The organism is Candidatus Nesciobacter abundans (assembly GCF_008189525.1).
Taxonomy (GTDB): domain Bacteria; phylum Pseudomonadota; class Alphaproteobacteria; order CAJXXZ01; family 1604HC; genus Nesciobacter; species Nesciobacter abundans.
Map to the genome: position 1 here is coordinate 32,048 of NZ_CP043314.1, position 15,511 is coordinate 47,558.

Below are 15,511 nucleotides of genomic sequence, written 5' to 3' on the forward strand. Positions count from 1 at the left end.
TTTCTGTGTATTTGCTTTTTTAATATCTTATAATTCCCGTATTTCATGTGAGAAATTTGAATGAATGTGAATTAATAAGCTAAATAACTAAGTTGTATGTATTGGTTGTGATTTTGTTATTTTCCATTTAAGTTTGTATTTAAGTTTGTATTTAAGCAGGAGATGAAAATGATATCTGTTACTAGTTCAGGGTGTATGAGTTGTACAATGGGACTTATTCCTTCTATGTTGGGCGTTTTGCCAATAAATAGGGTTATGACTGACTCTAAAATTCAATCTAATATTATGGACCATATGCCTTTGGTAAATGTTATGTCTTTTGGTATGTGTAAAACTCCTACTAACCCTGCAGTTGCTGCAGTTATAATTGCTAGCTTAGGAAGTGTTACACAAGCACCATGTATTCCAATGACTATGTCCCCATGGATGCCAGGATCACCAACAGTGCTTGTCGGTGGAAAGCCTGCTGTTTCTAAGGATTGTAAGTTAATGTGTGCTTACGGTGGGATGATTAGTATAACTAGCCCTGGTCAATTCACAGCTAAGATTCCTTAAAAATGCTTATTGAATTTTAGCTGTATGACTATGGAATCTATACACTTGATTGGTTAAATGATTTATTGTTATCAGTTGTTTTTTCAGGATTGAATGAGATTTATGTTTAATATACAATTTGTGTATGTTAATTTCCATTTTTCATGCTTTTTATACTAATATATCGGTTTTCTTAAGCAATTTTTATGTATCTATGATCTCTTTTTGTATATTCTTATCTTCTTATTTGTACGCAATTTTATTTATAAGCATACTAGTGATTGCACACGAATTTGGTCATTTTTATGTTGCTTTAAAGCACGGAGTTAGGGCTAAAGAATTTTCAGTAGGAATGGGATGGAAGCTGTTTTCTACTAGAGATAAAAATGGCACAATATGGACTTTTAGATCTATACCGTTTGGTGGATATGTCTCTTTTTATGAGACAGATATAAACGGAAAAACAATAGATAACATAAGTTTAATTAGGAGAATTACAGTATACTTAGCAGGTCCAGCAGCAAATTTGATTGTAGCTTTCCTAGCTTTCAATTTAATGTTTGTTATAAGAGGAATACCTAAAATAAGGTTCACTTACAAAAACACAGAAATTATAAGTATTAATAATGAATTACCCAAAGTATCTATAATGAAAATAATGAGAAATTCTTCAGAATATGAGTCTCTGGAAAATAGAAAAGTAGGGTTACAAACTAGTCAAGGTAACTTAGTAATAGATATTGGGGATTTGAAAAATAATTTGATTTCAAACATATATTATTTTAGGGGTAGTTTTATAAATATAATTCGAGCTTCCTGGAAGTATCTTGCTGATAGTATACGGTTGAATCTAACTTCTATTTTTGATTTGTTTTCAGGAAAGAAAGTTAATGTTTCAGGGCCTATAGGCATATTGCATGCTTCTAAAGGGATAGCTAAATCATTTTCTGGAGCTTTAGAATGGATAGCTATGGTTTCCATAGGATTAGCTATATTTAACCTTATGCCTTTTGTACCACTTGATGGGGGTAGAATTGTTCACGACTTGTTGTCTAGATATTTAGGGAAGAAAGCTGCTGCTTTATATGAACGAGCTTGCCTTGTATTATTTTATGCAATGATTATTTATGTGTTTTCAAAAGACATAAATAAGATTGTTTCAAGCAAAATTATATCTCATAAGAAAGTCGGATTGTTAAAATGATATTATTTTTATTTTTGATATGTAATGCATTCTCAGCAGCTAAATCTGTTGATAGTAATTTCAACCCAGATCAAGGAATAGATTCTAAAATAACTCGATCTATACAGGAGATAAGTAAAGATTTATCAAGTACAGAGAATGTAAGTAAAACTGATTCTGATAAGAAAGTTGACCAGTCTTTGAAGATCCCTGGAAAAGTACAAAACACAAAAAATAAGAATAGTCAGTTAAGTGCACAAGATAAACCTAACCTAAGTTCTGAGAAAAGTAATGCAGTTAAATCTAGCCCTAAGATAGAAGTAATAGGAAATGGTAGGACTGAGAGAGATTTTATAGTAGGAATAGCTAAATCTTTTATAAAGAGTATGGATTTTACAGAAACAAGTAAAATAAAAAATAAGCTTTTGGAAAGTGGTTATTTTTCTGATGTTATTGTTACAAAAAAGAATAAAAATGTTATTCAAATAAGAGTTGTAGAAAATCCTATTTTAAAATCTATAAAGTATAAAGGGTCCATATCTGTTGAAGATTCTATGTGGGAAGTTATTACAGGATTAAGGCCAAAAAGAATTGTTTCTCTAAAAGATATATTAATTGCAAAAGCTAGAATCATTAGAGAGCTAGAAGCTTTGCCAGATTCAGAATTAGAAGAAATAAAGATAATGCAAAAAACTGATAAGAACAGCATTGATCTTATATTTGATATAAAAACCAGGCCTAAGAAAACGATAGATTCAATACTGTTTGTAGGAAATAAAAATATTCCATCTGGAGATTTATATGCGAATCTAGAGAAATCTTCATCTCTATTTTTGTATGTCTTTCCTAGAGCTCATGTAATGGAATCGGAAGAAAAACAGAAAGAGTCCTTAGAAAGGTATGCAAAATCAAAGGGGTATTTCGATTTTAGAGTTAAGTCTATTGTTTGTGTAGATATAAATAAATCTAGACAAATGACTATCAACCTAGAAGAAGGAAAAAGATACAAAATCAAAAGTGTCGAGTTAAATATGCCAAATAACTTGAAAAAATATTTTGATATAAAAATAGGTCAATACTATGAAGAATCAGATATTTTCGACAGAAAGAAAAAGGCTAAATGTCATTTGTACGAAAAACAAGAGTTTAGTAAGGATATAGATGTTAAAACAAGTCAAAGTAATGGAGAAGTAGAAATAAGGTTCTTTTTGACGGAAGAATCCAGTAGAAATGTAGGTTTGATAAACATATATGGGAATGAAAGAACTTATTCAGAAGTCATTTTAAGAAGAATGAGATTAGAGCCAGGTGATAAGGTTTCAGAAAGAAGTTTTGCTATTAGTAAGGCTAAAATAGCTTCTTCTGGTTTTTCTGAATTAGCAGATATTGATGTAATGGAATCAGAAGAAAATTTGAGCGATGTAAAGGTTTCTTTTAAAGAAGCTGATACTGGTAAGATAATGGCATCTTTAGGCCTTGATTTAGGTTCTTATTTTAGTTGGAATGTTGGTTTTGGTTACCAGGATTTAAATATGTTTGGGCTCGGAAAGAAGTTTAATGGATCATTTGTTATGAAGAAAAATAAAGCATCGTTGAATTTAGATCTTGCAGAATCTTATTATAACTCAGGTCCATTTACTAAATCTTATCAACTTATGTTTGGTCTTATGGATAGAAATCACTCAAACTATCTACTAGCTAGGAGTAGATCTTCTTTTCCTATAGTTTTTGATTTTGGTACTAAAGCTGATAAAGGGTCCTTAAATTTCTCTACATTATCAAAAGAACTTTCAGAATCTGGATATTCAGATAAAAATGATGATTTAGAGAAATCTAAAGACATAGGTTTAGATAAAGATTGGTCAGAATCAGAGGAAGGAATTACATTTAACAAGCCTGGAGCGGAATTTAAGAGGAATTACTCTGTTTCTTTGAACAATTTGACTACTGACTTAGGTGTTGGAGGTACATTGGATTATTTTACACTAAAAGATACAGGTGATTTAACAAACACTAAAAGAGGAGTTGGTATTCCTAGATTTTACGATAAAGATCATAGAAAGTTTGATAAAATTAAATATTCTGTATCTGGACATGCAGATTTTACTTATGGAATCTCTAATGATAATTTTGGATTGAAAATACATTCGGCTAATGAGCTTTCTTTGGGGAGCTCTATATTCTTGAAGAGTATTCTATCTGGAAAATTATTTGCTGAATATAATGATTATGGAGTAGTTTTGTCAGCAAGATGTGGAAAAATATTTCATGGATCTAAATATAGCTGGATTGATAATTTTAAAGCCTCTGAGTCAGGAGTTTCAGGTTTTAAGGAATTCGGGCCTAGAGAATTAATCTCTTATAGTACTTTAGGTGGAACTGAAATGTTTTCTTTTAAAGGAGAGGTGTTTGGTCCTTTGTTAGCTAAAAAGATATTTGAAATAAGCTGGTTTTCATTCTTTAGTATTGGCTCTTTATGTGAATCTTCTATAAAAGAAAAGTTAATTCCTAATGACCTTGCTAAGAAAAGGAGATGGGGAAATGTTGCAGATATAGTGAACAATAAGAGATCTTTAGTTTCTTCTGTTGGTACTGGTCTTATTGTGAAATTCGGTAGATCTAAAGTTAGGTTCAGTATTAATTATCCAGTATTAGGACGTGATTCTTCTTTTAATGCAATAGAGAGTTTTAGTTTGAATCTATAGTTTCTTTTTTATGATATTTCTATTTTGAAGTATTTTTCTTTATTATTGTAAGAGACCTTTTATTCGGAGGTTATTTGATTTAATATTTCTAGATAGGAAGGTAATATATGTTTACATCTAGAATATTGTCTGTTTTTTTAATGGCATTATGTATGCTTGGTTTTGAAATGAATGCTGAGGCTGATAAAGCTAAGTTTGCTTTTATTGATACCGTGCAAATTGCTTCTAAAAGTAATAAAATCAAAAACAAAATCGAAAAAACAAATGAAATGAAAAAATCCATCGAGAAAGAATTTAAAGGAAAATTAAAAACCTTACAAGACGAAATGGAAAAATACAATTCTTTCAAGAAGTCTGACCCATCTAAAGCAGAAGTTCTTGCTAAATCCATTGAAAAGAAGAGACAAGCTTTAGCAGAAGAGTACAGTAAAGCTCAAGAAACATTTAAGAAACAGCAATATGCAGATTTAACTGAGATCACTAAATCTATTGAAAATGCATCTGCTGCAATTTCTAAGAAACATGGAGTTGTTATAATTGATAGCAGCGTTATATTATCTGGAAAAGGTTTGCTAAAAGATTTAACTGAAGAAACATCTAAGTTGATTGGTTAATTCTTTAATTTGATTTGGTGAATTATTATAGAGGCTTTTGTTTATTTGCATAGATTTCATCTATGCTTATATTTCGTTAGTTTTTATTTTTGTGTTTATAAAGCGTGCTATTAAAATAAATTCAATTCAAATCACATACGGATCCAATATGAATCACAATAACGTTAGGAAAGTTTTTAAGGAATTCCTTATTTTAATTGATGTTTATCGTTTCTAATTTTTTTGTTAAGTGTTAGGTTTAAGGTATTTTAAGAAATGTGTAATGTTGAAGTAAAAAAAGTAAGTTTAGGGGTTAAAGACATATTTGAGCTTATTCCACATAGATTTCCATTTTTATTAGTTGACAAAGTTTCCGAGATTGCGGAACTTGAATCTGCAAAAGGAATAAAAGCATTTAGTTATAATGAATATTTTTTCCAGGGTCATTTTCCAGAATCTCCAGTTGTTCCTGGAGTATTATTAGTAGAGAGCTTGGCACAGCTTGCAGTTTGCTGTGTGTCTTATTCTTTGAAGTACTTTAAGCAAATGCAATTTGAGAGTGTTGCTTTGATGACAGTAGATTCTGCTAAATTCAGAGTTGCAGTTGTTCCAGGAGATCTGGTGAATATGTCAGTTCGTAAAGTTAATGAAAAAATGTTGTCTAATAAAGATGGAAAAATTACTACAGTTTATACTTTTTCTGGATATGGTTTAGTTGGTGATAAAAAAGCTTTCGAAGCATCTTTTAAGGCAATTGCTGTTTTTTTTAAATAGTATTCTAGCTTCTCTAATTGCATGTTTTGTATGTATTCTAGATATGTATTCTAAATGCGTTCTTATTAAATTTCTTTCAAATATAGAAAATATTAATCATTATTAAAGATATATTCCTAGCAAATATGAATGGCTTTGTATTAATGAAATTGAGAAATGATACAAGTATATTGATTTAATAGATACTCTTTAATTCTGCATTAAGAGCTGTTTTCTCAAACATGCTGCTCTCGAGGATTATAACTTAAATTATATACGGCTGCATTAGGCTATTAAAAAGATATTTACAGTAAATATAAGAGTTTATGTAGTCTAGAAATAGTATTTACAGAAACAGGTTTTATAGAAACAAGTTTTAGTGCAAATATGCTAAATGTAAATTATTTTTTAGCAAGTGATTTCTTGGTAGGTTTAGATTTAGTATTCTTACATGATTTAGGAGTAATTGTTTTTCTTTTAAAAAATACTGCTGGAGCTTTAAGTTTAAAATTAGGCCATGATTTCAAATATCCATCAATCTCCATTTTTATCCAAGTGGAAACTTTCTCACCATTTTTTAGTAGCGCTTCATATTTTATTTCCTTTATATTTCCTTTAGTTTGTGAAATATATTTATTTATCCATTTTAGCAAAGGAATGCTTCCATTTAGTATTTCTTTATTGTGCTTATTCCCGTTCTTAAACAGCAAGTTGTTCTCCTTAGATAAGGATAATAGCGTTTTCAAAGTTGTTGAGCTTAACGGGATTGTAAATGGATCACTCTGCAATGAATATTCCTGGGTGCCGAATATAAATTTAGAGTTAGATATATTTTCAATCATTGATTCACAGTTTCTACTCCTCATGGTGATTTTAATATTTGTAGCCTTACCTTTTGGATCAAAATAAGCTGCTACGAATTTTATAGATCTTTCCATGTTTTCTAGAAAATCTAGAGTATTTTTGCTTAAATTTAATTTCTCTGCATTTTGCTCATATTTAGTATTATTCTTAAATTCATTCCATTTATTGTGCAATTTTTCTGCACTGGCTTTATTATTTATGTAAGGAAAAGTACTTGCTTCTTTCTCCATATATTTCTTGAATTTGCTATACTCTAGTTCGAAGTTTTGTTTGTTCTTATCTTTACACTGTGTCTTTATATTTGAAAATACTTTTCCTCCAATTAGTTCGAATATTTTGCTTTGATTTACTTTGCTTGTAGCATCTGAATCACAGTTTGGATTCTCAAAATAATTCATTCCATTTATGATTATCTCTTCTATTTGTTTTATAACCGAGTCATCTCCTTTTTTATGCTTATCAACTTCTAATAGTATTTTGCTCCACTTTTCTACTATTTCTATTTGAGGTTCATAATCTATTTCATGTATTTTCTTTATCATTTCTATAACTGGCTTAGCAAAGTTGCAAATTTTAATTAGTTCAGCTTGCTCTCTTTCTAATTTAGAAATAATTTTATCTTTGTTCATAAAGAAAAACTTCTTGTTTTTAAAATCTATATACAAATTAGCATTTTCCAACATTTTATCAATTCTAAACAGTGATTTGTAGCATTGATCCATCAGCATTGTTTTAAGGATTTGGTACATATTATTATCATTTTCCTTAAGTGTAGACAGTATCTTGATCAGAGAATGAGTATTCGATTCTAGATTTTTCTTAACTATTTGCTCTGATTGGTTCGGAACGCTAGAAATAGTATCTGTAAGAATCTTAGCATCTTCTAGCTCTGTTTCTATGAATTTTATCAAATGTTCTAACGCCATAGATTCTAATGTAGGTTTTAGTTTAGGTTTCTTCTGAAGCAGTCCAGAAGACATGAAGCTTTCGAACGAAGATATAGCATCTACTGTAGATCTTATAATTACAGAATCCCAGGTTAATGTTTTATGAGCAGGAATATTTGTATTCAGTGTTTGGGTTTCTTTTTGCATAAACTGTTTTGCAGAAAGTATGTTTAGATAACCCTGAAATTCTTCGAATTCTTTGGAAAGTTCTACTTTTCCTGATTTTGTCTGGATTATCTTTCCTACCACAGGAACTTTGTGATTCTCTAAGATCTTTTTCAGTTTTACAGATGAATCTTTAAGGCTTTCTGTAGTTTTCCTATGAGCTTTTTCTCCAAGTATAGAGCTATTCTTTAATCTAAATAACATGGAAGTGAATTTAGATCCGAAGTTTATATTATCTTGTAAAATCCATTTTAACTCTTGCCTATTAAAGTGGCTTATAAAGTTCTCTACAATCTCTTTTAGAACATGTATGTTATGGAATTTATTTTTATTATGTTCAATGCTCCATAGTGTGTTTTCTAACTTAGTTAAGTGAGGGTTCACATTTTCATATTCGAATGTATTTTTCAAAAATCTTTCAAGTAATTTGTTGAATATTAAGTTTATTTTATTCTCAAATTTAAACACAGATTCTATTTTTATATTTATATGATTTATTGCTTTTATGAAAACTTTCTTGTTGTCGAAAAATATTTTTTGTAATTTTATGTTGAATAATTTTTCCATTACATATGTTAGATCATCTATATTTTTCAAATATGGAAGTCTTTCAATTCTGTAATAAATATTTTCTATTTCAGAAATTTCTTTTACATAGCTATATAACCTAATTAGATCGACTGAATTTGTTGGATCGTAATAATCTGGGTTTGATTTGTTTACTTTCTTTAGTGGTCCATTAGAAAGTGATTTTAGCTTATAAGAAAATTTGCTTTGTAGCGGATCAAACAATACTTTTTCGAACAATTGGCCAAGGAATTTTTCTAGATTCTTACCTAACTTAGAATTCCATGATGCAGGGATTGATACAAATTTTAGATTTTTTGCATTTAACTTGCTCATAGTAACTATTAATGAGTCGACTTGCTTGGAGAAATTCTCATCTTCAGATTCTGCATAAGTAAGGCTTCTCAATGACTTAGATTTCTTTAGTATTTCGTTTGCTGAATCTATATTTGCCAAGAAATCTACCTGTATTTTTTTTATGTTGTGAATAAAGTGAATAAAGTTAAATATTGATAAAATACTTAACGCTATTAAAGATGCTTGTATAAACATAATTTTACGTTTCTTAGAGAAAGCAATTTTTTTAATACTATTTGTCAGATATTTCTCTTGGAATATCTTGTTTGTAAATAGGTTGGTAGAGAAGAATATTTTGTTAACAGCATGTCTCATGCAAACATTTTTTAGTTTCCCAAACTTAGATTCTCTAAGTGACTCATTTATTTGGCTCTGCGCTTTTGAAAATGAAGTGGCAGATCCAGTAAAGTAAATCCCTCTAATATTTAAATTGTCATGATATGAATTGGATTTTATGATGTAATTTAAGAAAGTTTCTATTTTTCTCTTTATTTTCATGAACTGAAATGGAAAAACATACAGTCCACTGTGATTTTGGTAATCTACGCTTCCAACAGTTAGTTTCTGACTAATATAATGTATCCTAGAAATAATTTCATCAAACATTTCATCAACAAATATTGTATTGTTGGAGGAAGAATTCGACCATCCAAATATTTCATTTTTATCTTTTTCAGGGATAGAATTGCAAAAGTTACCAAATCCAGGTATGCAATCTGCATTTGTAAATACTATGTATATAGGAAAGCTTATTGATAAGTTCTTTTGCATTTGCCATATTTTTATGTAGTATTCTTCGGCTGCTTTATATATATTCTCGTCAGAGGTTAATATATCTTTCAGAGAGACAGTGAGTACAGCTGAATCTATTGGAGAATCAGGCCTGTAGTAGTTAAGTAGGTTTAACGTATTATGCCATTTCAAATCTGTGTTTTCTGATGAGGATGAGAATATTTCTGAGCTAGTATCTAATATTATTCCTTGATTGAAGAATGACCATGTACAAGTTTCTCCAATTATATCTTCAAATGGCTTCTCTGTCTCCAAGCTCTGTATTAATGAGGTTTTTCCAGAGCTTTGCTTTCCTATTAAAATTGTTAGAGGAAGTTTGTATTTAAAGTTTCTGCCACCTATAAATGATTTTAAGGTTTGCATCGCCTCTTCAAATGCCTCTTCATCCTTGTTGCTTTTTAGGCAGCTTCTTTCGAGGGTTATATTGAAAGAATCTAATAAGTAGTTCTTAGCTTTTTCTGCCATCTTTTTTATATTTGTAATACCAGGAAGGAATTTTAATATTAAGATTATAAGAATTGCTATTAATGCGTACAAAGCATATGTTACGTACTGTAGATCAATTTTGCTTATTTCGTTTAAAATCATGACTTGCTCCAGTTGAATGTGTTGTTTATAAGGTTAAGTTTTCGGTTATTTGCAGAGCATGAATTTTGGTCACTGCTTTCTTCTTTGTTTATTCGTGCGTTCATTATCTTTTTTTTCATTAAATGCATTTCAGACGTTTTTGAAATTGCACTATTTATATCATGTGTGAAATAATTCCAGAGAATATAAGTCGACCCTATATATATAAGAATTCCCATAGTCATTATAGATATAATTCTTCTTGTGTTTTTATAAGTGTTTCTAGGTCTTCCAATCATATTGTGTTTCTCAGCTTGAGGGAACAAATGTTCATCAGACAGATAGTCATAGCTTGTTTTATTTACGAAATCAAATAGATCCTGCTTTAGCTTATGTATTGTTCCATTATCATTTATGCTTCTGTACTGACCTCTAAAACCTGATCCAAGAAGAGTTATATAAATTGATCCTAACTCGTATTTGTTGTGTGAGTTTCGTTTTAGAAAGCTATTTATATTTTCAAATATCTTTGACCCAGCATAATATGTGGAGAAGAATTTTTGTTCCATAAGAGATTTTTGCCATTCTTTCTTCTGGTTCCAATTTACATTGATAAAAATTTCATCAGCAAAAGCACAGCAAATGTAGCTATATTCTTCATATGCATTGCTCATTAAACTTCCCTCATTATCAAAAAGTTCCTTCTGATCTTTTAATAGTCGTATTAGTACATTTTTGATTTCTTCTTGATTTATTTTTTCTGGTTCTATTAAAGCCTGCTCTTTGAACTTTAGTACTTCTATATAATAATTTTGGAAGTGCTTTAATAGAAAAGATCTAGCTATTAAATTAATCATTTCTATTCCTTTTAAACATTTGAACAAAAGATAGTTTTTAATTGTAAAAAAAGTATAAATTTTAGTGTAATTTTTATTTGTTTTTATTATTTATTTTGTAGAAAATAAATATAAGCTGGGTTTTGTTTTAAGTTAATGGCGGAAGGAGAGGGATTCGAACCCTCGATACGGTGATTCCGTATACACACTTTCCAGGCGTGCGCCTTCAGCCGCTCGGCCACCCTTCCATTAACAAATCGGGGCGAGAGGATTTGAACCTCTGACCCCCTGCTCCCAAAGCAGATGCGCTGCCAGACTGCGCTACGCCCCGTAAGACTAATCTATAACAAATATTGTGAAACCACAATGAAAAACGGAACATTTTTTCTTGTATAAAGTTTTTTTTGAATGATTTATTGAAAAAAATGCATATTTATCTAAATAAATAATAAAAAGTTGGGTTTTTACTATTGCATAATATATACAATTTGGACTATTTTTAAGTGTGAAAATAAGATTCTTTGATAGTTACAAAAAAGGGATACTTTACGAGGTTTTCTCAATAATATATTTAAAGCTTAGAGGTTTTAAGATTTTAGCATGGAGATATAAAACTCCCGTGGGTGAAATAGATATAATAGCATTTAAGAAAAATACAGTATTTGCTTTTGAAGTGAAGTATAGGAAAGAAATGGAAAGCTGTGCATGGGTTGTAGCAGATTTGGTGCAGCAAAAAAGAATAGAAAAAGCGCTGTCATGGTTCTTAAATAGCAAAGAAGCAGAAAATAAATTAAGTTATTATCATTTGTCTAAAAACAGAAAAAGTTTATCTAATAATTCATATATAAATAAGCTTAACCCAAAAATAGAGTATATTTTTTGGTACAAAGCATTTAGAATGTACAGAATATGTTAATTACAGATGGATCTTGTTTAGGTAATCCAGGAAAAGGTGGCTGGGCTTTTATATTAAAGTTAGGTGATACAGTTATATCCAAATCAGGGAACGAAAAACAAACAACTAATAATAGAATGGAATTAGTTGCCCTTATAAGAGGGTTAGAAGAATATATGAAAGTGTCGTCAAGCTCTGATTTAGAGGTGATTCTAGATAGTAATTATGTTCTAAAAGGGATTACAGATTGGATTAAAAACTGGAAAAAAAACGGTTGGAAAAATTCCCAGAAACAGGATGTTAAAAATAAAGATTTATGGCTTGAGTTAGATTCGTTTATGGATAAGTTAAATATTAAATTTACTTGGGTGAAAGGGCATAGTGGACATGAAATTCATGACAAAGTAGATGTTATGGCCAGAGAAGCTGCAAGTGAGCTGTAATCCTATTTTAAGCGCATAGTGGAATTTTATTCTAAACATTAATTGCTCCTATTTATAATTTTAATAAAAACGAAAATATGTATTTGGTTAAGTGATTAGAAACTAAAAATGTTTTTTATGTTTTATAATTTCTTTATGAATTTCCTTCTTTTATAAAACGTTTGAAACCAATCTTTAATTAGAAAAAATATTATATACAAGTTTAATAGAAAATGATTTTGTAAACATACATAATATAATGTATTTATTTTTTGTTCAAAAAGCATAAAAATTCAACCATATTATAAAATGACATTTTTATAAATCAGACGATTAGGCAGGAATAATTGAGCTTACTTCATGCAAAGAATTGTAATCAATAAAACGGTAAGGTTTTAGAATAAAAGCTTATCAATAGGAGTCATGCATAAACAAGTCATAACCTCTTAGAAGCATTTGGAATTGATGAAAAACCTTAATGATACATAGTGATACATTAAGTTTTTTATAAGGATTGTTAATAGACTGTTTTGATTTATTTTTTCTTATTAGTTTTTAATTTCATTATTGCTTTATTTCTTCTTTATTTAATTTTTGCCTATTGGGTTAATGAACACTACTTTAGTTGCTCTGAGCTTACTTAAGGCCCTGCTTGCTTTTCTTGTAGGAAAGAATTTAGAAGCTTTATTATTTGGCATATAGATTTAAATTTTTTTTTAAGATTTCGTGTAGTATTTTAAATGAAATACGGTTCCACAGAGGTGTATATTTAATACAACTGTGATAAAGAAGAGTATTAAATATAAAACAAAGTTTAGAAATTTTATTAAATAAAAGCTAAAGAGAGGAATATATTTAGTCTTTATAGAACTCAAGCTGAAATTGCTGTTACATTCTATTAAGGTTAGTTTTAATTCTTATTAAATTGCACCAAAGAAAAATAGCTTACCAAATCTTCCGACTTTTACTATAAATGAGTAGTTTTCAGATAAAGAAATATTTGAATTTCTAAAATCTTCATTTTTCTCTATTTCTATCAATGTTCCATCAATAGCTTTAGCAGATATACTTGTTTCTGTTTCGCTAACAAATAAAACATATTTTAATTTGGTTTTTGATCTAGGTTTAGAGTGTATTATAGTTATCATTCTATCTACAGCATCTGATAATAATTGCTTATTAATTCCATGTATTTTGATTTCATTTTGTTCTTTGTTTAATGTAAATCCTACAGATCCAGAGAAATTATCTGTTATTACAGCGTTCAGCTTTTGCAGAACATTAGATTTTAATTCTGAACTTAGTTTAATTAAGTGTGATTCTACAAAGTTAGGGTTTTTGCCATCAGCTTTTTTATTAGACTGACTATCCTTAGGATTGACTGACTTTTTCTGGTCTAAATCTTCAACAACAGAGCTTCTTTTTTTGTTATTATCTTTCTTTTTATTTCTAAAATCCTCTGCATCATCTTTTGGATTTTTATGCTTACCTGATTCTGTTAAAGATATATTGTCACTTTTTCTGTCTTTTTTAACATATTCGGATTTGTTGTTATTGTCAGATTGAGGTTGTGCCGAACTTTTTTCACTATCTTCTTTAGAGTATGATTTTTTACTTCTTCTTAGATTTTCACTTTCAGGTCTTTTAGTGTTAGGTTCACTTTCATCATCTTTTGGGTTTTTATGTTCATTTGACTTAGAATTAAAGTTTTTGCTAGAAACTTGTCTATTGTCAATTTCATGATCTGTTTTTACATTTTTACTAGATTCATTCTGTGGATAAAGATTCTTAATTATTTGAATTATTTCCTCTTGTCCAGCTATAAGTCCTGAGTTTAGATTTGAAACTGATATAGAGGATGGTTTTATATCTAACTGTATAGAAGTAAATCCATTAACTGTTCCAGAGACTTTTAAGTCCATATCTCCTGCAAAATCCTCAAGCTCAGTAATGTCAGACAATATATAGCTTTCAAAACCATCTGATACCATTCCTATGGAAATTCCTGCTACAGGGTTTGTAATATTCACTCCAGCATCAGTCATTGCAAGATATGCTGAGCATAAACTTCCCATAGAAGAGGATCCATCTGAAGAAATAACGTCGCAAACAACTCTCATAACTCTTTTATCACTTATTAAAGGCTTCAAAGATCTCTTTACTAAGTTTCCATGCCCGATTTCTCGTCTAGTTACAGATAAGTTCCTCTTTACGCTTCCGCAGGCATGTGGTTCAAAAATATATTGAACCATAAACCTATCCCTGTAATTACCTTCAAGGCTTTCTACCATTTGATTGTCTTCTGGATTCCCAAATGTGATTTTTGAGAACACCTTAGTTTTACCTTTTGAGTACAAAGCATTCTTATCCACTGGAATTACATTTGTCATAACATTCATTTTTCTAGATTCTAGGAAAGATCTTCCATCTAATCTTTTTTTAGACCAGATAATATATTTTCTAATGATTTGTTTTACAGATTTGTTCCACTCATCACTTCCTATTGATTTGTTGTTCCAGTTTGATAGGAATTTTAGTTTCTCTCCAGATAAGTCTTGGTCGTTTTGTAAAAGAGATAAAATCTTTTTATGATCTACGACTGAATCTCTAGACTCAGACATAGGTGCTACTTGAGCTGCTTTTCTTTTTACAGAATAGATAGCTTCCAAAACTTCATTGTTTTTTCCAGAAAACTCTATGATTCCTTTTAGGATTTGTTTCCTAGATGCAGGTTCTCCATAGTAATCTACCATAGTAAGCCCATTTACATTTGAACAGAACAATAGCCCATTTTTTTCATTATTAGCTGACTTTTTCCATACTCCATCTTTAAAAGTTATTTTGCATGCTGAAATGGGTTCAAAAGGAACTCCAGATTCATAAAGAGCTGCAGAAGCTCCTATTGTAGCTAACTCTTCATTGGAGTTGTTCTTGTCATGACTCATAACTGTACAGAAGATCTGTATTTCGTACTTAAAGGAAGGCGCTATGCAAGGTCTGATAGATCTATCTATGCTTCTAGAAATAAGCATATCAGATTCTTTTCTAGGTTCTTTTTTTATAAATCCGCCAGGTATTCTATTTGCTGAATAAGAACGCTCTTGGTAGTTTATTTGTAATGGAACAGAGGAAAATGCCTCATCCCAAGATCCAATGCAAACTTTACAAAGTATAGCAGTATTGCCTTTTTTAACCAAAACAGAAGAATCAGACCTTGAATCAAAAGTAGAAAAATCTAAAGTTATTTTTTGATTTTCCTCTTCGTTTCTAAATGTTATAATTTTATTTGTTTTGGGTTTTTGATTTAAATTTTCAGTTTGAAAGTGCATTC

The 15,511-nt window shown here is 29.8% G+C and carries 10 protein-coding genes and 2 tRNA genes; 7 read left to right on the top strand and 5 right to left on the bottom strand.

The genetic code is table 11. From position 1 onward, the window contains the following. Positions 1–168 precede the first annotated feature (168 nt). From FZC36_RS00150 to fabZ, 5 genes are all read left to right on the top strand, one after another. Entirely contained in the window at positions 169–555 is a 387-nt protein-coding gene (locus FZC36_RS00150; protein ID WP_222912611.1) for a DUF4280 domain-containing protein, read from the top strand. A gap of 193 nt (positions 556–748) precedes the next feature. Continuing rightward, positions 749–1,738, top strand: coding sequence for a M50 family metallopeptidase (locus tag FZC36_RS00155; RefSeq protein WP_187440115.1), 990 nt, complete (start codon positions 749–751; stop codon positions 1,736–1,738). Continuing rightward, positions 1,735–4,422 carry a BamA/TamA family outer membrane protein gene (locus FZC36_RS00160; RefSeq protein WP_148971981.1) on the top strand — a complete coding sequence of 896 codons (2,688 nt, stop codon included), beginning with the start codon at positions 1,735–1,737 and terminating at the stop codon, positions 4,420–4,422. Before FZC36_RS00155 ends, FZC36_RS00160 begins: the two co-directional genes overlap by 4 nt. A gap of 107 nt (positions 4,423–4,529) precedes the next feature. Continuing rightward, entirely contained in the window at positions 4,530–5,036 is a 507-nt protein-coding gene (locus FZC36_RS00165; RefSeq protein WP_148971982.1) for an OmpH/Skp family outer membrane protein, read from the top strand. 255 nt (positions 5,037–5,291) lie between these two features. Continuing rightward, positions 5,292–5,789 (top strand): 3-hydroxyacyl-ACP dehydratase FabZ, encoded by a 498-nt coding sequence (gene fabZ, locus FZC36_RS00170; protein ID WP_148971983.1) that lies wholly within the window; start codon positions 5,292–5,294, stop codon positions 5,787–5,789. Positions 5,790–6,169: 380 nt separating this feature from the next. On the opposite strand, the gene FZC36_RS00175 is transcribed toward fabZ, so the two are convergent. The 4 genes from FZC36_RS00175 to FZC36_RS00190 all read right to left on the bottom strand — a co-directional run bounded on the left by FZC36_RS00175 (position 6,170) and on the right by FZC36_RS00190 (position 11,194). After that, positions 6,170–10,048: a type VI secretion protein IcmF/TssM N-terminal domain-containing protein gene (locus FZC36_RS00175; protein ID WP_148971984.1), complete on the bottom strand. Its 3,879-nt coding sequence runs from the start codon at positions 10,046–10,048 to the stop codon at positions 6,170–6,172. Continuing rightward, positions 10,045–10,884 (bottom strand): DotU family type IV/VI secretion system protein, encoded by an 840-nt coding sequence (locus FZC36_RS00180; protein ID WP_148971985.1) that lies wholly within the window; start codon positions 10,882–10,884, stop codon positions 10,045–10,047. The genes FZC36_RS00175 and FZC36_RS00180 overlap by 4 nt, the downstream gene beginning before the upstream one ends. A 136-nt stretch (positions 10,885–11,020) precedes the next feature. Beyond that, positions 11,021–11,111, bottom strand: a tRNA-Ser gene (locus FZC36_RS00185). Between the two features lie 9 nt (positions 11,112–11,120). Further along, positions 11,121–11,194 (bottom strand) — tRNA-Pro (locus FZC36_RS00190). Positions 11,195–11,368: 174 nt separating this feature from the next. On the opposite strand from FZC36_RS00190, the gene FZC36_RS00195 reads away from it, so the two are divergent. Both FZC36_RS00195 and rnhA read left to right on the top strand, forming a co-directional pair. After that, positions 11,369–11,779 carry a YraN family protein gene (locus tag FZC36_RS00195; protein WP_187440116.1) on the top strand — a complete coding sequence of 137 codons (411 nt, stop codon included), beginning with the start codon at positions 11,369–11,371 and terminating at the stop codon, positions 11,777–11,779. Next, entirely contained in the window at positions 11,773–12,201 is a 429-nt protein-coding gene (gene rnhA, locus FZC36_RS00200; RefSeq protein WP_148971987.1) for a ribonuclease HI, read from the top strand. Before FZC36_RS00195 ends, rnhA begins: the two co-directional genes overlap by 7 nt. Positions 12,202–13,100: 899 nt before the next feature. On the opposite strand, the gene FZC36_RS00205 is transcribed toward rnhA, so the two are convergent. Further along, positions 13,101–15,509, bottom strand: coding sequence for a hypothetical protein (locus tag FZC36_RS00205; RefSeq protein WP_148971988.1), 2,409 nt, complete (start codon positions 15,507–15,509; stop codon positions 13,101–13,103). Positions 15,510–15,511: the final 2 nt, after the last annotated feature.